Source organism: Rosenbergiella australiborealis, assembly GCF_018494035.1.
Classification (GTDB): Bacteria; Pseudomonadota; Gammaproteobacteria; order Enterobacterales; family Enterobacteriaceae; genus Rosenbergiella; species Rosenbergiella australiborealis.
Window position 1 is genome coordinate 187,735 of the sequence record NZ_JABBFO010000002.1, and the last position, 23,149, is coordinate 210,883.

Genomic DNA, 23,149 nt, shown 5'->3' on the forward strand with positions numbered 1-23,149 from the left:
AAGATGCCTTAGTAAGATACACAGAGAATGTGACTGAACAGTTAATTTAAATTGCCAACCAAATAATAATATTGTGATGATGAATATTTATTGCTTTACAGAAAAGTAAAATTATCGTGGCCTTATTATGTGAAATAGTAAAATCACTTGAAAAACTCGTTCAACGATATAATCGAACACAAATAGAGTAATCCTAAGGCTATGGTTTATAGGTAAAAATAAACAAATTCTATTTTGTCAGGTATGTATTCAATGTGGTGTAATTAATTAAACTTACGAATTTATTTTTTATTTTGATTTATAATGGTTATTTTTCTGTAAATTAATGATACTTGCTACATTTCAATATATAGACTATGCCCCATAGTAATCACTAGTTGAAGTTTAGATCACTATGGTCACATAAGCTATATATAGAAAATATCTTACTTGAGGTAAGGTATTTTCAAGTTAAATTAAAAACACTTGCGAAATTATAACGCCATTGCAAAGCAAAACTAATTGATATTTTTCCATCTAAAGGGCTAGTGAGAAACCTATCCCATTCATTATCATTAGGGTATCTAGCAAATTCTTTATGGTTCTCTATCACCCAGTCATTACAACAGTTTATAATAGCATCAACTTGGTATGGATTATCCTTTATTTTTAATATTTCTGAAATCATATCTTTTTCAAAAGGGACCTCCCCTTTATCAACTTGGCTTTTTATTTTTTTATCAAACTTTTTATTTATTAATGAAATAGTATGGTCTACATTATCTTTAGATTCCTGAAGAACTTTCACTAAAGAAACAAGATAGTTAGCAACTATATTTGACTGATTGACATGAGCGAGAAACTGTACAAGTTTTTTGCACAAGGTTTCATTTCTACTCAATAAAAATTCTCGATGTGCTTTCGCTAAAGAACATAAATTTTTATCTGCTAGTTCACTACCACGTAAAAATTTTGTACTCTTTATAGAAAGAGGCTTCGTTTTATTTTTAAAATCAGGATCTTGATAATTAGTTAATAAAACCAAACTATCATGCATGTTGCCAAGTAGCCTCTCATACGTTGAAAAAAATGGTTCACTAGTACAAAAATTATCTGATGGTGATTTAACTCCTAAACCTAGCTGTGGAAAATCAACTCCTTTTGCTGGGTTAATCATTAGTGTCGGTAAGTCAGGTATCCCACATAGTACCTTCTTTTCAATGGTTGCTAACAGCATCATTTCAACAATACTGCCTATAGTTTTACCATCATAATTTGGGATTAATCGTTTAGATAATCCTTCATACCAATGGGGAATTTTTCCCCCTCTTCCAAGTCTAGTTAATATTTCTTCAATTTCATTTAAATTATTACCAGCTAAATAGTTATTCAACTGAAATTGAACTTTTTGTAAATTACAAGCAACAACTCCTCTCAAATGATTAGCATCGCAAGCTTCATTTATTTTTTTACTCATATTAATTTCTCTCGTTATTAATAAGCTGATTTATGGCCCATTTGACTAAGGCTGGAGGTACCGCATTGCCAAATAAAGTATATTGATCATAAACAGAAACATACTGACAATGCATATCTGGAAAACCTTGTATCCTTGCATACTCTATATTAGTTAATCTCCTATAATTACCTTCTATTTCATATCTTTCATAATGTCTACTAGTTGAACTAGTTAGCGTGGGTGCAACGCCATTAATACCGAAAATTGAGTATCCCATACGAGCACCTCCTTTTTGGTTGTATCTTATTTCAACACCATTAAAATACCTATTAACTTCTACGCTATTTTTTATCCTTTCCTTTGTATCTTCATTAAAAAAGAAACTTTCATTAGGGTGCTCTTCTAAAACCTCAAACAGTTTCTTAGCCGGCTTTGCCATTGAAAAAGTATTAATATTCAAATCTATAAATTTACCTTCATAGGCACAACCCCAATTTTTGAACTTTAATCTGTGATCTGAAAAATTAATCCATTTTGAAAAGTCATTAATATCAGTGATATTCTTTTTATTTATATTTATTAAATCCCCCTCTGGAAGCATTCTAGGTTTATTATCAGAGGATGGATTATTTTTCCAGCCAATAATAATTACTCTCTCTCTATTTTGAGGTAATCCAAAATCAATGGCATTGAGCATTCTCCACTCTATAAAATAACCAATTGAGCTTAAAGAACTCAAAATTATAGAAAAGTGAGATCCATTATCCATAGATAAAAGTCTCTTAACATTTTCCAAAACAAAGAACTTAGGTTCTTTTTCCTTTATTATTTCTATAATAGTAGCGAACAATGTCCCTCGAACATCATTTACTCCAAGTTTTTTACCTGCGCTGGAAAAAGGTTGGCATGGAAAACCACCTGTAAGTAGATCATGTTTTGGGATAGCAGATAGGCATTCATTTATATCCCCATTAATATAATTAGTATCGGGGTAATTATTCATATACACTTTCGAGGCATTTTTATCTATGTCATTTGCCCAAATAGTCTCAATACCAAGCTCATCGCAGGCAATTCTAAATCCGCCAATCCCAGAAAAAAGCTCTACAGATTTCATAATATCTCATTTATGTAAAAAATTAACTAAAATACAACTTACCAAATAAATTTTTTTTAAAATAAAACTTTGTATATATATTACACCGAGGTGAATTAACACACGATTTACTAGCGATGCTAAATATAATTAATAGCGATTTATTTTTTAACGCTACTTTCAGTATTTCTCAATACTGCACGATTATACCATATTTTATAAATAAACTACTTTAAAGCAACCCCGTTCACTTCATTGTTATAATACTGCTAACACAATACCCAATTACATTAATGAGTGTAATGAAGTCTAATTTTTATAAAAACTCCGCAATTCTCTGTTTTTGATCTATTTTCATTTGTGCAGCAAATTCTAGCGATTAATCCATTGAATCGTGACCATCTTTTTCAGGTCTAAGGTTGCCTCAGCTACGACCGTCAAGCTTTCTGTTTCGCGTTGTACAAGTTTCATCAGCTCTACACTTGCTTATAGCATGCCTATTGTATCCCCGTTTTGTAGACTACCTTACGCTTTTGCCCGTAAAAAATTCACTACAAATATTACTTGTAATGAGAAATCAAGACAATATTTATTGTTTATAGTAATAAAATCCAACAAGCTAAGCCTAATGACTGAACTTATAGAGTTTTTCTCTTCAATATGATGATGGCTCTTGTACCAGCTATAGTCATTCTGTTTAAAATTACAACTAACACTTTCAATTAAGTAATTGTGTTAAAATTTCTTTGAGATAAATTAATTGTTCAGTACCAGTTGCGTAATAAAATATTCCCCTACTCGCAGGGTACTATCGCTCGTCGTGCAAAGTAGGAGCTAACTGCTGACGTCTGCGTAATGTCGGGAACATTTTCATCCATAGCACGACCACACATAGCGTTCCAACGCCGCCAATTACCGATGCGGGTACCGCCCCTACCATGCTGGCCAATACCCCTGTTTCAAACTCACCGAATTGGTTAGAGGTATTGATAAATATTGAATTCACAGCATTCACTCTTCCGCGCATTGCGTCAGGAGTATCAAGCTGCACCATAGCCCCCCTGATAACCATACTGACCATATCGAATCCCCCTAGTGCAACCAACGCAATCAGTGATAACACAAGATGATGAGACAGTGCGAACACTAATGTTGCTACGCCAAATCCAGCAACCGAACCGAACATGATAAGGCCAGTGTGACGGGTAAAGACATGACGACTGATCCAGACACCGGTGATCAATGCGCCCACAGAAGGTGCAGCACGTAGCGCCCCCAATCCCCAAGGCCCCGTATTTAACACATCGTGGGCAAAAATGGGTAATAAGGCCGTGACGCCACCCAGTAATACAGCAAACAGGTCCAAGGAAATGACACCGAGCACATCTTTACGATCAAAAATAAAATGTAATCCTGCAAAGAGGTTTTTCATCGTCATCGGTAAGCGTGTTACAGCAATGGGGGTGTAATGTAAAGTTGCCGTCATAATAAGCGCAATCAAATAACAGCCAGCTGCAACCCCATAAGCCGCTTCGGGGGAATAGACATAAAGTAGCCCGCCAAGCATAGGTCCGGCAATAACCATCGCCTCGCGAAAAACTTGGTTAGCCGCCATCCCTTTTGAGAGCAAAGTCGTAGGCAGTAACGCCGGGAGCAATGACGTGTTAGCTGGGCCTTCAACGGCTTTTGCAATCGAAAAAAGGGCTACTAATCCTAATAACGCCGGTGTGGTTAATTCTGACAATAACGGTAAAGCAATCAATCCGATGACTGCTGCTAGTTCAAGGCTTTGCCCGATTAGAATTAATTTTTTCCTATTATATTGGTCGGCCATGTGACCGGCAGGAAGCGCCAATAGAACAGAGGGTAAAAATTGCATTAATCCGATCATTCCCAGCATAAACGCGCTGTGTGTCATCGCATACAATTGCCAACTTACCGCCAGAGAAATAATCTGAAAGCTGAGTGAAGAACAGGTTTGAGCGATCAGGTAATGTCGAAATCCACGATGGCGATAAGGTGATAGTGAGGAATGAGCGGGATCCAAGGCTTGACTCCAATGCAATCGTATTGTTAATTAGTTTGGTAATAATATCATGATTATATTTTTTTTAGCGGTGAAAAGCCGCAATGAACGAAATTACCTATCGATTTAAAAGTGATAACTTCTCTAGTCGGAACGGCTAACTTTCGTCTACACTGATTATGAGCAATGTGTGAATAAAAATAATGAGGGCAGTGATGAGCGATCAAAAAAGAAAGGTAACGACGACGGATGCGGGAATCCCCGTTGCCAGCGATGAACATTCATTAACAGTAGGCCCAGACGGCCCTATTGTTCTGCACGACCATTACCTTATCGAACAAATGGCTAACTTTAACCGGGAGCGCATTCCTGAGCGTCAGCCCCACGCTAAAGGCAGTGGTGCATTCGGTCATTTTGAAGTGACCGAGGATGTTAGTCAGTACACCAAAGCGGCCCTTTTTCAACCGGGTGTGAAAACGGATGTCCTCATGCGATTCTCTACCGTTGCTGGCGAACGAGGCAGTCCTGATACATGGCGTGACCCTCGCGGATTTTCGATCAAATTCTACACAACGGAAGGGAACTACGATATGGTCGGCAACAACACGCCGGTCTTCTTTATTCGTGACCCGATGAAATTCCAACATTTTATCCGTTCGCAAAAACGCCGCGCAGACAATAATTTACGTGATAACGACATGCAATGGGATTTCTGGACACTTTCTCCAGAATCTGCACACCAAGTCGCATGGCTGATGAGTGACCGGGGTATCCCTAAAAGCTGGCGCCATATGAATGGTTACTCTAGCCATACTTATATGTGGGTGAATGCACAGGGCGAAAAGTTCTGGGTTAAATATCATTTCAAAACAGATCAAGGCGTTGAGTGTTTAACACAAGACGAGGCAGACAAACTAGCCGGTGCCGATGGGGATTTCCACGTTCGTGACTTATATAACGCGATCTCGGAAGGTAATAATCCAAGCTGGACGTTGTACATGCAGATCATGCCTTTTGATGAAGCTGACAACTACCGCTTCAACCCATTCGACCTTACTAAAGTTTGGCCGCACAGCGATTATCCATTAATTAAAGTGGGTAAACTGACGCTGAATCAAAATCCGACCGACAACCATGCACAAATCGAACAAGCTGCATTTGAGCCAAATAATCTGGTGCCGGGAATTGGTTTAAGCCCTGACAAAATGCTAATGGGCCGTATTTTTGCCTATGCTGATGCTCACCGTGCTCGTTTAGGGGTCAACTACAAGCAAATTCCTGTCAATAGCCCACGTTGTCCTGTCAATAGCTATAGCAAAGATGGCGCTATGCGTATGCAACCGGTGAGCGATCCGGTCTATGCGCCCAACAGCAAAGGCGGCCCCGCTGCTGATGGCGAACGTTATCCGACTGACTCCACATGGGGAACTCAAGGTGAGTTAGTTCGCGCCCCCTATTCGTTACATGCAGAAGATGACGACTATGGTCAAGCTAATACTTTGGTCAACAAAGTATTAGATGATGCTGGTCGTGATCGCCTGGTTAACAATGTCGCCGGTCATTTGCTAAACGGTGTTAAAGAGCCTGTGCTGTCTCGTGCCTTCGACTACTGGCGTGCCATCGATCAAAATATTGGCGACCGCATTGCTGAGAAAGTAAAAGCTGCACAATCTTAATATTAACGCCCTGCTATGCAGGGCGTTTCTCACTCCATTGTTGTAAGATCCAATTGCTTTACCCTCTATACCCGCCGACTCCTCCCTTGGCATTTTTCATACAAACTTAATATTATCTTAAGGTCTGTAGGGGATACTTACCGACTTGATGATTGTTTCGGGTTTCGGTTATGAAAAGTTGGTTACGCGCGCGGTTAACACATCCAGTACTCAATGCACTGACGGCAGTGCTAATTACCTTGTGTCTAAATATTCCTTTTTTCCAAAAGACATACGCACTAATTTCCCCCAATAATGCCCATACTTGGCTATTTCAGTTGAGCATGCCTTGGGTCTCATTTTTCGTCTTATTCAGCTTATTAATGCTCGCCGAATTGGTCTGGCTAGCGTTTCCACTGGCTATCGTTTTCATCTTACTCGCCAGTAGCGCACAGTATTTCATTAGTGCGTTCGGCATTGTCGTGGATCGCTCAATGATCGCGAATATGGCCAATACCACGACAGCAGAGAGCTTCGCATTGGTAACGCCTGAAATGATTGGCTATTTTATTGCCACCGCTATCATTCCCATTATCCTGCTATTTCTAGCTCGGCGATTAACGCGTCAACGCTATCTTCCCCGTATTGGCTATGCTCTGATCGCGCTATTGGTTTCGGGCGCAGGACTCTACTTAATTTCAGATAATTTTTACAAAGACTATGCATCACTCTTTCGCAATAACCGTGAGCTTATTACCAACCTCAGTCCTTCAAACGGTATTGCGGCCGGGATATCGTGGTACAAACATGAACGTACCGCGAATTTACCCTTAATCCATATCGGCGAAGATGCCCACCAAGCCGCAGATCACCTTACGGGTAAGCCTACTTTAACGATTTTAGTGGTGGGTGAAACGACTCGTGCCCAAGATGTTGGCCTAGGTGGATATCAACGCCAAACCACACCGTTATTGGCGAAGGATCATGTCGTTTATTACCCGAATACTCTCTCTTGTGGGACATCTACTGCTGTTTCTGTCCCTTGTATGTTCTCTGGTATGGGTCATGATCACTATAATGACGAGCTGGCCAATCACCAAGAAGGTTTACTCGATATTGTCCAACGTGCGGGTGTCCATGTCTTTTGGCGTGAAAACGATGGTGGATGTAAAGGCGCATGTACGCGGGTTCCTACCGAAGAGATGACTTCGCAGAATTTACCGGGAATGTGTATTGACGGTGAGTGTTATGACCAAGTTCTCTATCACAACTTGCAAAGCTATATCGATAAACAGACCGGTAATACACTGATTGTTATCCATACAATTGGTAGTCATGGGCCGACCTACAATCACCGCTATCCACCACAATTTAAATTTTATACCCCGACGTGTGAAACGAATGAGGTACAACATTGTAGTACTGAACAATTGGTCAATACTTACGATAACACCATCCGTTATATGGATTATATCGTTGACCAAGGGATTCAATTACTTCAAGCTAACTCTCAGCGTTTCACCACGAGCTTGGTCTACCTTTCTGATCACGGTGAATCGTTGGGCGAAGATGGTGTTTATCTGCACGGCTTACCTTATATGGTCGCGCCGATACAACAAAAACATGTCCCCATGTTAGTTTGGCTTTCCCCTGACTACCAGCAGCGTTATGCTGTGAACACAGGATGCATGACAGAGCAGGCAAATCGTATGCAAAGTTCTCAAGATAATCTTTTCCCGACAATGCTAGGCTTGCTTGGTGTTCAAACAAAAGAATACCAACCTAAGCTTGATCTCTTAAATGGCTGCCGAGGAAAAGCGTGAGAGTATTGATTATTGAAGATGACCCCCTGCTACAGCAGGGGGTTCTCCTCGCTATGCAGAGTGAAAACTATCTCTGCGATGTTGCCAGCGGCATAAAACGCGCGGAAGAATTTCTTCAGTCGTCACACTACAGCTTAGTATTGCTCGATCTTGGACTACCTGATGGTGATGGGCTAACACTGTTAAAAAATTTGCGGCAACAAAAAGTCGCCCTGCCCATTATCGTTCTAACCGCCCGTGATACTTTAGAAGAGCGGGTCGTTGGACTGGACAGTGGTGCGGATGATTATTTGGTTAAGCCTTTTGCACTCGAAGAGCTCTTAGCTCGCAGCCGAGCATTGATTAGACGTTATCATCAACAATCAGATAATCTCCTGCAAATAGACAATCTCACGATTGATATTGGGCGACACCAAGCCTTTCTTGATCAACAGTTACTTGACCTTACGCCAAAAGAGTACGCTATTTTGTCACGGTTGATGCTCAAAGCGAATCAGCCGGTTCATCGTGACGTGTTATACAGCGATATTTATAGTTGGGATAACGAACCCACGACCAATTCGCTTGAGGTTCATATCCATAACCTCCGCGAAAAAATTGGTAAACAACGCATTCAAACCTTAAGGGGTTTTGGTTATTCGATGCCGACCCAGAGAAACCCGTGAAAACAATGCTACTCCCCTTTTCTCCCAAAACATTACGTTGGAAATTAATGTTAACGGTGGGAGCGATTATCTTTTTTTGTCAAGTGATCAGTATTCTTTGGCTATGGCATGAGAGCCGTGAACAGGTCGCTATCCTTGTACAAAGCGCTATCAACCATCACGATAGTCATAGCGACTATGAAAAAGAGGTCCATGAGGCGGTTGCAAGCCTGGCCGTTCCCTCTTTGCTGATTATTATTACCTGTTTGATTCTCTGTTTTAATGCGTTACGCCGGGTCACAAAACCGCTTGCCGACTTGAGTGAGGCACTGAAACAACGCACTGAAGACAACTTTGAGCCCTTGAGTGCGTGCAGTGAATACACTGAGATTAGTGCCGTCGTTGAAGCTATTAATACAACAATGGCACGCTTAACGGTGACCTTAGAACGAGAACGACTGTTTACCGCCGATGTCGCTCATGAATTAAGGACCCCATTGGCAGGCTTACGTTTGCACTTACAACTTATTGAAAAAAAACATCAGCTGAATTTGGGGGATTTGATTTCACGTCTTGATCAAATGACGGCGAGTGTCAGTCAACTACTAAAACTGGCCCGCGTTGGGCAATCTTTTTCAGCCGGGAGTTATCAATATTTTGATTTAGTGCAAGCGATTATCACGCCGATGCTTCCTGAGTTAGAAAGACAATTAGCACAACGGCAACAAACTTTAGTGCTAGAACTTCCTACTGAACACTTGCAACTGCGCGGTGATATCACGTTACTACAGATGGTTGTTCAAAATTTGATTCAGAACGCCCACCGCTATAGTCCTCAATCATCCCAAATAGTGCTAAGAGTCAGTCTACATCATCAATCCATAAAACTTGATATCGATGATGAAGGCCCGGGTATTGATCTTGAAAAAGCAAATGAACTTAGTAAAGCCTTTGTACGTATGGACCGGCGCTACGAAGGGATCGGGTTAGGGCTGAATATTGTGCAACGAATTTGTGAATTACACCGCGCCAGTTTTTCATTAACGAATCGAAGCCCTCATGGCTGCCGCGCTTCGGTCACTTTTGAACAGGAATTTACTTACAACGATCAGCCACGTTAATCGGTATTACGATGCGCTTTTTCACGAGACAGTAACACTTGTTTTCGGTCAATCCCCCAACGATAGCCAGATAGACTGCCATCACGTCGAATAACTCGGTGGCAGGGAATGATCACCGCGATACGATTTGCCGCACAGGCTTGAGCTACTGCACGCACGGCTTTAGGGGCGCCTAATCGTTCAGCGATATCACTATAACTGGCTGTGGTACCGATAGGAATTTCACGCAAGGCACGCCAAACTCGCTCTTGAAAAACGGTTCCTTGTATATCTAAGGGTAAGTGCCAAGTTAAGCGTGGTTGTTCAATGTAACGAATAACATCGGCGATGTACTGCTCGTAGTGGTTATCGCCGCCGCGCAATTCAGCATGAGGAAATTGCGTTTGTAATTGGTTGATCAGAGGTTCAGGATCATCCCCAAGACTAATTGCACAAATTCCCTTTTCACTTTGTGCAACCAGTATGGCGCCTAAACTACATTGACCCAGTGCAAAATAAATAGTGCTACCCTCTCCCCCTTCGCGATAACGCTTTGGGGTCATACCTAGCCTACCACTGGCACTTTCATAAACTCGACTATTTGCATTATATCCCGCTTGATAAATCGCTTCAGTGACCGATTGCTGGGGATTGGCTAATTGCGTGCGTAAGCGACAAGCACGTAACCCTGCACTGTATGACTTAGGCGTTAATCCCGTGACCGCTTTAAATAGGCGGTGCAAATAGGTTTGGCTTATCCCGCACTGTTGCGCCAAACTCGCTAAGCTCGGTGCGCTGTCAGCGTTATCTAACGCGTTACATACCATTTCCACAATGCTTAGCCATTTTTCTGGATATGTGAGAGTAACAGGCAATTCGGGGGGACTCGCCCGATAGCCGGCAGCCTGTGCGGCATTACTGTCCGTAAAATAACAGACGCTTTCCCGTGGCGGCAAAATTCTGGCAGCACTGGGCAGCCCATAGTATCCGGTCGTGGTAACGGCATAAACAAAGTGGTCATCCGCTGTCTTGTCTCTCGACTTTATCGCTTGCCAACGCTCGTCATCGCTGAGATAAAGCCGTGTTTGACCTCTGTTCTCTGACATAGGAAATTCACTCCTAAAGCAACTCAATTGTTCATCACGATAAAACATATCGACGGCAGAAAATATCCGTTTTTTACACTCCCAGTGCACTTATTTGACGCGATAAACAACGTTTTTTTAATCTTTGCCCTGAATAAAGCTAAAAAACAACTCGGTGTCGCAATTTTTCGTTAATGGCCTTTCAATGGTATCGGTTCACTGATAATAATAGGTGTTATATATTGTGACTAGGACTGAATAATGCTTAATAAAGACACTCAACTCTGTATCTCTCTTTCCGGCCGCCCCAGTAATATTGGCACGCGCTTTCATAATTATCTTTATCAAAAACTTGATATCGATTTTATTTATAAAGCCTTCACCACCAATGATATCGAAGCGGCAATTAAAGGCGTGCGGGCACTCGGGATCCGTGGGTGTTCGGTTTCTATGCCCTTTAAAGAAAGCTGCATTCCTTTTATCGACCATTTAACCGACTCAGCCAAAGCTATCGATTCAGTTAACACCATTGTTAACGACAAGGGGGTACTGACCGCCTATAACACGGATTTTTTAGCTATCCGTCAATTAATCGCGGAGAATCTTCCTGATAATCAGCAATATGTCGTGGTACAAGGTGCTGGGGGAATGGCTAAAGCGGTCGTCGCCGCTTTCCATGATGCAGGTTTCACCCATTTAACAGTAATGGCTCGAAATGAAAAAAACGGTCGGAATCTGGCTGAAAAATATCAATACACTTATCAGTCACCTGAGCAATGCTCTCCCGCAGACATTATCGTTAATGTCACACCCTTAGGCATGAGTGGTGGTCCCGACAGCGAAACACTCGCATTTGATGACGCATTAATTACTGCCGCTAAGACCGTCTTTGATGTCGTTGCCTTCCCAGCAGAAACTCCTCTCGTCAAAAGAGCCAAAGCGTTAGGTAAGTCAGTGATTAGCGGTGATCGCGTTATCGCATTGCAAGCTCTAGAGCAATTTGCGCTGTATACCGGCGTCAGACCGAGTGATGAATTAATGCAAGAGGCCTCACTTTTTTCTCGTCGTTAACCCCTTTACGATCACCTCAAGGCACGGGAAACGCTTTTTTCCGTGCCGGTTATAGCATATTATCTCCCCGTTTCGTTGAGTCTCTGATTGATGATGCTCCCTACTTCTGTATGAGTGCCCTTACCATGACTGTTTTGCTGCATTTTATTGATGTATTTGGTACTTTTGTTTTTGCGCTGAGTGGCGCGACGGTAGGTGTAAGACATCGCTTCGATCTATTCGGGGTTTTTGTTCTTGCTTTTGTGACTGCTGTAGGGGGTGGATGTGTTCGAGACCTGTGTTTGGGCGCAACGCCGCCCGCGGGCCTGATCAATATCGAGTATCTAATTTGTGTTATTGTCGCAATCATGCTGATTAGTTTTTTTCAGAAAATTGTATTCTCTTTTGAAAAGCCTGCATTATTTTTCGATGCCCTCGGCCTAGGCTTTTTTGCCGCCTTTGGTGCCAATAAGGCGTTTGAGCATACACATGAAATCTTTTTTTCTATCCTAATGGGGTGTGTTAGTGCTGTCGGCGGGGGCTGCCTGCGGGATATTTTAACGGGACGTTCCCCAGTGATCCTCACTAAGGAAATCTACGCCAGTGCGGCGTTAGTCGGTGCCAGTATTCAGATTTTGGGCTCATCAGGAGTGATTCCTCCGCAGTACAGCATTTGGATTGCTATTGGCAGCTGCACAGCAATTCGTATGCTCTCATTACACTATAATATTACGCTAAAGACGATTGCTAATAAGTATCTTGATTAAGTTATTAACGCTATGTGCGGCAACGATTGCTCTGCCGGTGATTAATCAGTAACGTATCGTTTAGTTGAAAACATAATGGTAAACGACGATGAATATTACTGATCTTGCCGCAACACGCTTCACAACCAAAGCCTATGATGCTTCTCGTTCGCTCACTGACGAACAAATTACGGCTGTAATTTCCCTATTACAAAACAGTCCTTCATCGCTCAATGTGCAAGGGTGGCACTTTCATATCATCAGCACACAGGCTGGCCGAGAAAAAATAGCCCCTGCTATTTATGAATTAAATAGTAATAAAGTTGCCGAAGCGCCCCTTGCCATTGTTTTTTCCAGCATGAATCGCGTCACCGACCAACATTTAGATGCACTGGTCGCGCAAGAAAATGCTGACGGGCGCTATCGTGACGATGCTTCACGTCAAAAAAATGATGCAGGACGCCGCGGATATATCAATAATTATGCAAGTTCCCCAGAGTTTCAATACTCTTGGTTAGAACGTCAGCTGTATATTGCGCTGGGCTTTCTTTTATTAGGTGCGCCAGCACTCGGATTACATGCGACCCCTATTGAAGGTTTTGATACTCAAAAAATGGACCGTATTTTAGGCCTTGAAGAACAAGGGTTGCACAGTGTTGTGATGGCGACAGTCGGTTATAACAGCGACAGTGACTTTAACGCACAACTCCCTAAATCCCGCTTCCCGTTAACGAAAACAGTAACTCATCTTTAATCCTCCTTATTCGGTAATCGTCTTTACGGTTGCCGAATAGCCCATCCTGACCCCTTTCCCGTACACTGATTTAGGTATATTGTTTTCCTATCATTCAGCATGAGGGAGCAGGCAGCTATGACATTACACACTTCAGCATTTCTAGAGGGATTATCAGGAATTGTCGGTACTAAACAGGTAATAACCGATCAAGATGAAAAATCATTTTATACCACTGGTTTTCGGGTGGGGAAAGGTGATGCCTTAGCCGTCATTATTCCTCAATCCCTCACGGCACTATGGCAAGTGTTGACGCTGTGCGTTGCACAAGACGTTATTATACTCATGCAGGCCTCTAACACAGGTATTACAGGCGGGTCGACACCTGATGGTAACGATTATGACCGTCCGGTAGTCATTATTAGTACTCGCCAGTTAACCGGGATCCAAGTGATTGATAATGGACAGCAAGTCATTGCTTATCCAGGATCTACCCTCACTGAGTTAGAAGAAATATTACGGCCTTTACAACGAGAACCCCATTCTGTCATTGGGTCATCCTGTATCGGTGCATCAGTCATTGGTGGTCTATGTAATAATTCTGGAGGGTCGTTAATTCGTCGAGGGCCAGCTTTTACTGAAAAATCTTTGTATGCTCAAATTAGCGAACAAGGCGAGCTTACTCTTATTAATCATCTAGGCATTAAACTAGGTGATACACCGGAAGAGATTTTACGTAATTTAGAGAACAAACACTTCACTATCGGTGATGCAGACGATTGGCAGGGTAAGATTTGGGCTGACGATTATGCTCAGAAACTCCGCGATACAGAATCTGACTTACCCGCACGTTTTAATGGCGATAAACATTATCTCCACGATAGTGCTGGCTGTGCGGGAAAAATTATTGTATTTGCAGCACGGCTCGCGACGTTTCCTGCCAGTAGTGGCGCAGAAACTTGGTATATCGGTACGGATGATGAAAAAGTGCTTATTACGTTACGGCGTCACTTACTGCAGCATCTTGATCATCTACCCATTCAGGCTGAGTATATTCATGCCAATGCTTTCGACATGACATTACGTTATGCAAAGCATATGATTTTAGCCATTCGACAACTTGGCCCCCAGTCTATCCCTGGGTTGATGAAGAAAAAAGCCATGTGCGATGTGAGAGTGAAAAAGATCCGATGGCTACCTCATAATCTCACTGACCGGTTAATCCAAGGCTTTAACCAAGTAACCCCCCCCTTGGTGGCTAAACGGATCCTTGAGTATCGTCAGCGTTTTCACCATCACCTTATCATCAAAGCAGATAGCGAGCAGGCACCACAGTTAACCTCATTGCTCAAACAATTTTTTAGCGCTAATCAGGGCGACTATTTTGTTTGCGATAAGAAAGAGGCAAAAGACGCCTTTTTACTTCGCTTCGCAGTTGCAGGCGCTGCCATTGCTTATTGTGATTATCTTGGCGTCGATCCCAATGAAAGACTCATTGCTTTCGATGCCGCATTGCGCCGCAATGATGAGCAGTGGTTATTTGATTTACCTACGCATTTACAGCAGCAGATTCAAGCTGACGCATGCTGCGGACATTTTTTCTGCTTGGTGAATCATCAGGACTATGTGTTGAAACCGGGGGTAGATGGCAAAGCGTTTAAGCAGGCGGTTATTGATTATATTGAGCAACGTGGTGCGCGCTATCCAGCGGAACACAATGTTGGGCATTTGTATGCGGCTCGAGAGGACTATCAGCAACATTGGCATCAACTCGATCCCACCAATACCTGTAATCCCGGAATAGGTAAAACCAGCCGCCGTAAATTTTGGAAATAGTCGCAGTATGGCGATCACAGAAAAGTGATCGCCTTATTTTTTACTGTTGAGCAAGATACTGAGCAATAACAGAAAGATCTTTTTCACCAAAGCCAGCATCTACCGCAGATTGCCAGATCTCCGTAATTGATTGTAGATTGGGTGTTTGCCCTGCCTCTCCCGCCGTAGCCGCCAGTTTTGCATCTTTCAACGCCCACTTTAGCTGCATTTGCGGAGTAAATGTCCCTTCACTGATCATCGCTAATTTGTTCTTCGCATACGGAGCGGCTAAAGGCCCTCCTTCAAGCACCGACCATAAGGTTTCGGGAGTAAAACCAAGCTGTGAGGCTAAACATTGGCTTTCTGCCAAGCTCTGTACCATGCCGATTAGCCAGCTATTGACGACCAGCTTCATTGCACTACCCGCCCCAACGTCACCTAACCAATGCGTCACTTTTCCGATAGCATCGAAAACCGGTGCAACCACAGGTTGCGCATCAGGATTACCGCTGGCGAGGATAGCAATTTGTGCCATCTCTGCTGGCTGCTTAGTCCCAGAAACGGGTGCATCGATAAAAGTTACATCAGGCCTTTTTTCTTGCAACAACTTATTCAGTTGTTGCGTCGCATCTATACCAATAGTCCCCATCTGAATAACAATCGCGTTATTGTCGAGTGAAGCGAGTGTTTGAGTGACGACATCTAAGGTGATTTCGGCATTTGCCAGCATAAGGATAACGGCCTGACTACCCTCAACGGCTTGAGCAGGTGTTTTAGACACCGTTGCGCCGTACTGTACTAAATCGCTGCCCTTTTCCTCACTGCGGTTCCAAGCGCGTAAGTTAAAAGATTTTTTAGCCAAATTCACAGCAAAAGCGTGCCCAATTGCCCCTAAACCTAGTACTGCGACCGTGTTTATCTTCGTTTGCATAGTTTTTTCCTTAATCGATTTATTTCAGTGTAGTGCAAACTTCCCCGAAATAATCCTTAGCATGCCTGTGGGAAATTTTTTATTAAGTTATTTATTAAATTGTAAAGTATTGACATGTTTTGTTGCACCTATGATTCACCCTAGGGACTATTATGAATAGCAGGATCATTTATGCAGTAGTCACCTGTGTTCCAATGATGACCTCACTGGCTCCTCAACCCTCTGAAACATTAATTATTTCAAGCCCAGCGGACCAATTCCTTTCTGAACTAGATACTTCTGCTGCGATCAGCATTATCTGCGGCGATGACTGACACCAAGCACGACACTCTGAAGGCCTTTCTGGCGTGCCCGGTTTACAAATTGCCAATCGACAAAATGTGGGAAAGTAATCCCTATCAAGTCGCGCGTAACGTATTACTTTATAATGCGCGTAAAAACGTTAATCAAACACAGGCTGGTGTTCATTACACACGTGAGTTAAGCGATAGTTTGAATCTCGCAACGTGGACCGGCCTATCGCCCTGATGGCAGCCCTAGTCTTAACTTGGCACTAAAGCCTGTTTAAGTGGGCAGTAAGAAACGGATAGGGTTAGGACTTCTCACTGCGGCAGTGTTCCAAATGAATACTGATAACGAAATTGTTATCAATAATAATGATGGCCGTTCAACCTATAAGAATGCCGGACAAACGCGGCGTCGCTATATCGGCTCGGTCATCGTGAACGAAGGTAATGGGCGTTATTATGGACCCACACCTTGCAGAAACTTCTCAGAGGGTCTGACTGTTCACTATGCCTTTGAATAAAATTTTAACGGGAGGATCTCGTAGTCGATCCTCTCGTTTTTTCTAGGAGAATAAGAATAAATTGCTCCCTATTGATATACCGTCCTAGTGACTGCAGCGGTACTCTTATTCTGATCATAATTACGACCACTTTTATCAGCCACATCATAACAATAAGCCTAATTATTTCAGTAAAAGAGTCGTTACGCTGACTAAACACCCTCTATTCATAACATAAATCACTTAACGCTAAACGTAACATACGTTATTAATTTTGCACGACTATTCGCAGAGATAACTTATGGTTAGGATTGGATTACAGGCTGGCAGTGGCGAGGAATTTATCGCAGTAAAGGTTAAAGGTATGCCCATCGGGCGTTATGCCGCACAGATTCGTCAGCTACTCACTGAATACGGTTTAGAGGGGATCAGTCGATACTTTGCTCAACCCGTTTTTTCTTCACACGCTGATAAAGCGCAATGGTTTTATGATACCCGTTTCGAGACACTTACCCCATGGCAAGAAGCATCCACGGCACAGAAATTAAGTGGGTTACAGCAGTTGATTGCCATGACTGATGCCATCGAACGCTTACGTCTGGCATTACCTAAACAGGCTAAAAGGTCACTATCCTTCATTGATCAAATATTGAAAAGCCTGACTCTCATTCCTTCCATCGAGACAATATTCCTGATTAATCAGCAGCCAGTATTACTTTACTGGGGCTATTACGGCACGGATCAGCGAACGGTCGACTTTCGTCAGTGCTACGATTCATTAAGCGAAACGCAGGCTGTTCCCTCGCCTCCGGTTAGCGTGCCTCAGCCATCCGCTCAACACCGTCGGTGTCACAAAATAGCGCTTCGTAACGGACTCCTTGCTGTCATCCTCGCTGCTACGGCATGGGGGTTTTATCACCAATCGGTGTTCACTATACCGCATCAAGATGATAGTAAAGAGGTTGCTCAGATTGCTAAATCGGACGATATGGCAGTAATAATGCAGAATTTAACCACCATCACGCATAATTTACCCGTTCAACCTGCCAAATATCAGGCTCCTGCTCCCCAATTGGCGGAAGTAAAAGCTAAAAAGACGAAACAGGCTTTGATGATCCCGACGGCAGCACGTTACCAAGGCAGTACATCATTTCTTGATGGGATTTGGTATGCGGAGGTGCAGGAGAATAATCATACAACTCGTTTTACTTTTGATTTTCGTCACGGTAAGGCAAAAACCATCCTAAGGTCTGGATCGCAACATTGCGTCACGCAAAGCCATGCCTCCTTTTCTTCCGCTGGGCAGTTAGCCATAGTAACAGCGCGTAGTACCTGTCAGGGGCAACTTACCCTCCCTGCGACCACCATTCTGTGTGAAAAAAGCCAACCTAATACTGAATGTCAGTGGAAAAAAAATGCCTCATCATCCCTGCCAATGACGCTTTACCGTGAGGGAACATAATGTCAACGTTAGGCCAACAACCCCATGTACTGTTCGTCAACTCGGGGGTTCAATTTATTGACCAATCATTTGTTATCGATCCACTATATCCTGACGCCGCTTTTATTCGCGCTAAGGTCGGTGGGCCGCTTCGGGAGGTGATGCGCGAGTCATCCGGACATTATGTTTACCGTCCAACAGAAGAGAGTCCCGCCGAGTGGGTAAGGCCGGAGTATTTTTTTTCTCTACAGCACTCCTTACACTACTTACAAAACCATTGGTTACCCATCCCTTTTTTGCATAGCACGACGCAAAGTGAAGGTCTGCGTCCCACTAATTGGGCAAGAGCCTTCTTAACCGAAAGCCCGACAGTTCCACAGGGTTGGGCGATCACTTTTGCTTTTGATACTCGTGTCAGTTGCCATGAAAACATGACCCAACCGAGTCTATCCGATATTCAACAAGGACAGCAATTTACCCTTTGCCAACAGCCACAACGCTGGCAGCATTTTATTGAACAGCAATGGATGAGTGCTTGGATGGAAACCGTCGTGCAGAGCCATCCTCATCGTGCCGACTATCCAACTTTTATTTGGCAAGCACACTACACCACGCTTATTCGTTATTTAGCACAGCATGTTCAGCCACGCCCTATCGTATTGCGACAGCCGCATTCTCAAGATACCAGCGTGGCCGTTACCGCGATTATCGATCTGGGTAATACAAATAGTTGTGGTGTGTTATATGAGACGGGAACTGACTACTCCAATCCCCTTGCACTATGTAGTGAACTGGTGATCCGCGATCTGAGTTGCCCGACTAATACACCCGCTTCGCTTTTTAGCAGCGAAATGAATTTTTGTACTGCACCTTTTGGAGATCGAGGATTATCCTCATTAAGTGGTCGACTGGATGCATTTCAATGGCTCTCGCCAGTACGTATAGGCCCTGAAGCCCATCGTCTTAATGGACAATCACATTTCGATTTACAATATCAAGGGATAACGAGCCCACGGCGCTATTTGTGGGATGATAACCCCTCGCGCTTCACATGGTTTAATGCCGCACAAGCGCATCACGCAGATTTTTCCGCCATTGACCATCCTTTTAGCTTGCTACTTGATGATTATGGTACGTTATTAAGCGAGTTACCGTTGGCTGAACGTATCCCAATGTTTATCCCACAATTTTCCCGTGCAACCCTCTTCGCTTTCTTACTGACAGAACTTTTCAATCAGATAGCGATACAAATTAATAGCCAGCGCTATCGACAACGCCATAGTGCTGCCGATGAACCGCGTTATTTACGTCGTGTGATTTTTACCTTACCGGTAAATTTTACCCAATTAGAGAAACAGCGTTTTGAGCAGCTTGCACGACAAGCGTTGATACTGTTACAAACAACGCAACCTGATTTTTTCCCGATCACTGCCCACGACATTGAGATGGTCTTCCCGTGGGACGAGGCTTGTTGTGGGCAAATAGTTTGGCTATGGCAACAATTACGTGAGTATTCCGTCACGGCATTAATTGCTCGTTACCATCGCCACCCTAAAACGAATCATTTACGAGTCGGACTCATTGATGTTGGCGGCGGGACGACTGATCTTGCCATTACTGAATTTCGCTGTTTGCATCCTCAGGATGTCGGTACGCTTGCCCTTTCCCCTAGAGTCCTATTACGGCAAGGTTTTACTTTAGCTGGCGATAGTGTATTGGAAGATGTCATCAATTATTTTTTATTTCCTCAACTGATCTGTCATCTCAAACAGCAAGGATTGTCCTCGGTTGAAACCCATTTAGAGCGACTATTTAGCCGAGATAAAAGTGATGAAGGAGACAGTACGTGGCGACAGTATATTGTCCGGCATCTTTTTCTACCGGTGGTGCATGATATTTTAGCGCGTTATCAACTGGCGGAAGAGCGCTATTTCTGTCGAGTTAACCGACTAACCGGTGACGATTGTATGTATTTTATCGAATCGACACTGAGGGAAAAAATGTCCAGCTTTACGTCTGGCAATGCCTATTTTGAATTATCTCAGTGGTGCATCGAATTTTCATTTGGCACACTAACTGAGTTTTTGGAAAGTGATGAATGTCGACTAAGTCAACTACTCAGAATAATTAGTGACACTGTCACAGATAATCAGTGCGATGTTATGCTGTTAAGCGGGCAAGTTATGGCACTCGCTGTTTTTCAACATCCTTTTAAACAGCCCTCGCTTCATACTTGTCTACTGACAGAATTGCCCATACATTCGGGATTACCTTTTTGCGCACAAGGAAAGCTCGATAATGGTAAACATGTGACTAGTGTGGGAGCCTTACTGTATGCGTTAGTCGATGAACAATATCTGTTAGAGCAATCGATCATATCGGGAAATATCGGTACTACTGCCCCCGAACGATGGTATGGACCAATACAAAAAGAAGGCTACCTACAACAAGTTCTGCTTAGTCCTCCGTATCAAGGGATACTTCATACTCAACAAATAATAACTGGCCCGATATCGATGGGTTACCGATGTAGCTCGCATCCGAGGGCTATTGCATCCCCGCTATTTACTTTAATACCGAATCGACGAGTGATCACGTCTTTAGCGTTAGGGGTAACGGTAGAACTTGCATGGCATTTTGATGAAAAAGGCGAGTTAATGAGCCTCCCTTCAGTGATTAGCCTTAAGGATCACCAGCAACAGCCGCTGAATAGTGAAAACCTTAGCGTTGTGATGAACACCCTTTCGTACAAAGGCAATAATCAGGAGAGTTATTGGCGAGATGACGGTTGCGTGATGCGATCAATCACCTAGTATCAGTTCGGTGCCCACTGATGTGGGCACACTTTAAGCTTAGGCATTAGTTGATAACAATATGATAAAGCTCAGGTTGCTCCGCCCTAGCCTCTTGCAATAACTCGATAATAGCGGCTAAGGGTTGTTCGGCGGATAAAGGATAGCTTTGCAAATTATGGAAATGGCAAGTAAGAGGTAACGGTAGTTCACCAGTCAGCCAGTCCCATAATGCATCAAGTGAGTATCCAAAGGGTTGATTTGTCTGATATTGCTGACAAAGTTGCCGATAAAAATCATCCCGAGAATGAATAGTTTGACAGTTAAAATGGAGCGTAAACATTTAGGGTACCTGTTGAAAACTATGGTAGTGATCGGTGGTTAGGTAAATCAGACCATCGGAAGAAAACAACAATCGATCACTATTGCGGTGCCCACAACGAAAGTTTACATCCGCCTCCTGCCAAACACGTCCAGATGCGTTAGGTAGTTGACCTTCACGATTAGAAAATCGATCACCACCAATAACACGACCAGGTAGTACCTCACATAAATTTCCCTTCGCCGCAATCCAACCTTGGCGACGAGCCTCGCCTTTACGAATATAAAAATCTGGCAACCGTTGATGAGCCTGAAGGTAATGAGCAACAGTGAGTGGATCGGTATTAACGTCAGTGGCAGTAGGAGTAGGAGTACTGGAATTTTGTGGGGAAAATGAAGGTGCAGCGCTGTGGTGTGACGATGATGGCGTGTGCCAATATTTGATGAATACACCAATTAATAACATGATCATAATGATCACGGGACGCATTTTTTTACTCTGCATAAATGTTTAAATGTCGAGAAATCGTGGTGAAAGTTTAGCAGAGAGTCATCAGAAATGCGATTAAGGCAGGAAACACCGCCTTGTCATCAGGCGGTCAACGATAAAAATTAGTGCATTGTTTGAACAGGAGCGGCATTACGTCGCCAAGTACCCGGTGCCATACCATATTGACGTTTAAAACTACGGTTAAAAGATTGCTGAGAATCAAACCCCATAGAAATCGCAACGGACAAAATAGGCTCATCCGAATGTGTTAATCGGCAGGCTGACTTTTCGAGTTTTTTTGTTCTGATGTACTCGCCTAAAGAATGACCGGTATGCTCTTTAAACATACGTTGTAGGTGCCATTTTGAATAGCCGGCACGATCAGCGACCATATCTAAGTTTAAGCGGTTCTCGATATGGCTATCGATCCAATGAATTAAATCATCAAAGAAAGAACCATTCATCAGCGACTCCTAGAGAAAGTGTATCTGTTTTAGTTGCATTAAATAATGCACCCTAACCTGATTAAATGCAACCTTTAAAGTTACACTTTATTCTCGCTGCGCTATCAGCTCGTATATTGATGTGCCAGGTCTTTACCCTGTTTTAGGGCTTGAAGTGCATCAGCAACGGTGTGCTTTGCCAATACTTGTAGGGAGGCTTGTTCCGCTTCTTCAGCAATCTGTTTGAAGTACCAGCAGACGTTGGCACTGACTATACAACAAGGTTTTTTCACATCAGGGCGAGAATTTAATAATTTTTTTTCATCAGTCACCGCCATATAAATATCACACAGTGAAATTTTATCAGCAGAACGTGCAAGATGTATTGAGCCTGTTCGCCCTAAAGTAGTGATGAAAATACCCTCACGGGTTAGCGGAACCATGAGTTTACGAATTAAACTAGGATTGGCTTCAGCGCCGTTTGCAAGAGTATTGCTAGTCGAACGTTTTCCTTGTTCTTCAGACATTGCCACACTGAGAACCATTTGTAGCGCGGTTGGAAAACGATAATCTAACATCTAAAGCCTCGTCACATCAGAAATAAGAACGTTTATGCTGAACCTTTATACTGTAACAAAAACTCGGTCTGAGAAGAAGGCTACCAGAGATTCATCGCACATTAAGTTTTGTTCTGTTCAACCGAAGACTTGTATTGGTCACCGAAGCACGGTAA

Annotated in this window: 20 protein-coding genes and 1 pseudogene; 12 read left to right on the top strand and 9 right to left on the bottom strand. The window is 43.1% G+C overall.

The genetic code is table 11. The features are described 5' to 3' along the window. Positions 1 to 445 precede the first annotated feature (445 nt). The 3 genes from HGT73_RS03495 to HGT73_RS03505 all read right to left on the bottom strand — a co-directional run bounded on the left by HGT73_RS03495 (position 446) and on the right by HGT73_RS03505 (position 4,581). Complete coding sequence (locus HGT73_RS03495; RefSeq protein WP_214212280.1) at positions 446 to 1,456, bottom strand: hypothetical protein; 1,011 nt, start codon at positions 1,454 to 1,456, stop codon at positions 446 to 448. Position 1,457: 1 nt separating this feature from the next. Beyond that, complete coding sequence (locus HGT73_RS03500) at positions 1,458 to 2,555, bottom strand: DNA cytosine methyltransferase (RefSeq protein ID WP_214212281.1); 1,098 nt, start codon at positions 2,553 to 2,555, stop codon at positions 1,458 to 1,460. A gap of 787 nt (positions 2,556 to 3,342) precedes the next feature. After that, the gene (locus tag HGT73_RS03505) at positions 3,343 to 4,581 is read right to left on the bottom strand and encodes an MFS transporter (protein WP_214212282.1); all 1,239 of its coding nucleotides are present in this window, start codon (positions 4,579 to 4,581) and stop codon (positions 3,343 to 3,345) included. 194 nt (positions 4,582 to 4,775) lie between these two features. On the opposite strand from HGT73_RS03505, the gene HGT73_RS03510 reads away from it, so the two are divergent. From HGT73_RS03510 to pmrB, 4 genes are all read left to right on the top strand, one after another. Continuing rightward, a complete protein-coding gene (locus HGT73_RS03510; RefSeq protein ID WP_214212283.1) occupies positions 4,776 to 6,236 on the top strand; it encodes a catalase in 1,461 nt (486 codons plus the stop codon). Between the two features lie 170 nt (positions 6,237 to 6,406). After that, the gene (eptA, locus tag HGT73_RS03515; protein WP_214212284.1) at positions 6,407 to 8,038 is read left to right on the top strand and encodes a phosphoethanolamine transferase EptA; all 1,632 of its coding nucleotides are present in this window, start codon (positions 6,407 to 6,409) and stop codon (positions 8,036 to 8,038) included. After that, positions 8,035 to 8,703 (top strand): two-component system response regulator PmrA, encoded by a 669-nt coding sequence (gene pmrA, locus HGT73_RS03520; protein WP_214212285.1) that lies wholly within the window; start codon positions 8,035 to 8,037, stop codon positions 8,701 to 8,703. The genes eptA and pmrA overlap by 4 nt, the downstream gene beginning before the upstream one ends. 5 nt (positions 8,704 to 8,708) lie before the next feature. After that, complete coding sequence (pmrB, locus tag HGT73_RS03525) at positions 8,709 to 9,803, top strand: two-component system sensor histidine kinase PmrB (RefSeq protein ID WP_214212500.1); 1,095 nt, start codon at positions 8,709 to 8,711, stop codon at positions 9,801 to 9,803. Here the strand turns inward: pmrB and ada are convergent. Then, positions 9,800 to 10,888, bottom strand: a complete 1,089-nt coding sequence (gene ada / locus HGT73_RS03530; RefSeq protein WP_214212286.1) for a bifunctional DNA-binding transcriptional regulator/O6-methylguanine-DNA methyltransferase Ada — start codon at positions 10,886 to 10,888, stop codon at positions 9,800 to 9,802. The genes pmrB and ada overlap by 4 nt on opposite strands. Before the next feature lie 240 nt (positions 10,889 to 11,128). On the opposite strand from ada, the gene HGT73_RS03535 reads away from it, so the two are divergent. From HGT73_RS03535 to dld, 4 genes are all read left to right on the top strand, one after another. Further along, complete coding sequence (locus tag HGT73_RS03535; RefSeq protein WP_214212287.1) at positions 11,129 to 11,938, top strand: shikimate 5-dehydrogenase; 810 nt, start codon at positions 11,129 to 11,131, stop codon at positions 11,936 to 11,938. A 125-nt stretch (positions 11,939 to 12,063) separates the two neighbouring features. After that, positions 12,064 to 12,684: a trimeric intracellular cation channel family protein gene (locus tag HGT73_RS03540; RefSeq protein ID WP_214212288.1), complete on the top strand. Its 621-nt coding sequence runs from the start codon at positions 12,064 to 12,066 to the stop codon at positions 12,682 to 12,684. A gap of 88 nt (positions 12,685 to 12,772) precedes the next feature. Continuing rightward, complete coding sequence (nfsB, locus tag HGT73_RS03545; protein ID WP_214212289.1) at positions 12,773 to 13,417, top strand: oxygen-insensitive NAD(P)H nitroreductase; 645 nt, start codon at positions 12,773 to 12,775, stop codon at positions 13,415 to 13,417. A 117-nt stretch (positions 13,418 to 13,534) separates the two neighbouring features. Then, entirely contained in the window at positions 13,535 to 15,232 is a 1,698-nt protein-coding gene (dld, locus tag HGT73_RS03550; protein ID WP_214212290.1) for a D-lactate dehydrogenase, read from the top strand. A 40-nt stretch (positions 15,233 to 15,272) separates the two neighbouring features. Here the strand turns inward: dld and HGT73_RS03555 are convergent, their stop codons facing one another. Further along, positions 15,273 to 16,142 carry an NAD(P)-dependent oxidoreductase gene (locus HGT73_RS03555; RefSeq protein WP_214212291.1) on the bottom strand — a complete coding sequence of 290 codons (870 nt, stop codon included), beginning with the start codon at positions 16,140 to 16,142 and terminating at the stop codon, positions 15,273 to 15,275. Positions 16,143 to 16,294: 152 nt separating this feature from the next. Between HGT73_RS03555 and HGT73_RS03560 the strand changes: the two genes are divergently transcribed. From HGT73_RS03560 to HGT73_RS03575, 4 genes and pseudogenes are all read left to right on the top strand, one after another. After that, positions 16,295 to 16,456 carry a hypothetical protein gene (locus HGT73_RS03560; protein ID WP_214212292.1) on the top strand — a complete coding sequence of 54 codons (162 nt, stop codon included), beginning with the start codon at positions 16,295 to 16,297 and terminating at the stop codon, positions 16,454 to 16,456. A gap of 200 nt (positions 16,457 to 16,656) precedes the next feature. Then, positions 16,657 to 16,950: pseudogene (locus HGT73_RS03565) on the top strand (hypothetical protein); the annotation flags it as partial. 280 nt (positions 16,951 to 17,230) lie between these two features. After that, positions 17,231 to 18,391, top strand: coding sequence for a hypothetical protein (locus HGT73_RS03570; protein WP_214212293.1), 1,161 nt, complete (start codon positions 17,231 to 17,233; stop codon positions 18,389 to 18,391). Continuing rightward, positions 18,391 to 21,183: a virulence factor SrfB gene (locus HGT73_RS03575; RefSeq protein ID WP_214212294.1), complete on the top strand. Its 2,793-nt coding sequence runs from the start codon at positions 18,391 to 18,393 to the stop codon at positions 21,181 to 21,183. Before HGT73_RS03570 ends, HGT73_RS03575 begins: the two co-directional genes overlap by 1 nt. Positions 21,184 to 21,229: 46 nt before the next feature. On the opposite strand, the gene HGT73_RS03580 is transcribed toward HGT73_RS03575, so the two are convergent. From HGT73_RS03580 to HGT73_RS03595, 4 genes are all read right to left on the bottom strand, one after another. Next, a complete protein-coding gene (locus tag HGT73_RS03580) occupies positions 21,230 to 21,505 on the bottom strand; it encodes a barstar family protein (protein ID WP_214212295.1) in 276 nt (91 codons plus the stop codon). Next, positions 21,506 to 21,973: a ribonuclease domain-containing protein gene (locus HGT73_RS03585; RefSeq protein WP_214212296.1), complete on the bottom strand. Its 468-nt coding sequence runs from the start codon at positions 21,971 to 21,973 to the stop codon at positions 21,506 to 21,508. Positions 21,974 to 22,095: 122 nt separating this feature from the next. Continuing rightward, complete coding sequence (locus HGT73_RS03590; RefSeq protein ID WP_407073139.1) at positions 22,096 to 22,437, bottom strand: helix-turn-helix domain-containing protein; 342 nt, start codon at positions 22,435 to 22,437, stop codon at positions 22,096 to 22,098. Between the two features lie 104 nt (positions 22,438 to 22,541). Further along, positions 22,542 to 22,994, bottom strand: a complete 453-nt coding sequence (locus tag HGT73_RS03595) for an RrF2 family transcriptional regulator (RefSeq protein ID WP_214212297.1) — start codon at positions 22,992 to 22,994, stop codon at positions 22,542 to 22,544. Positions 22,995 to 23,149: the final 155 nt, after the last annotated feature.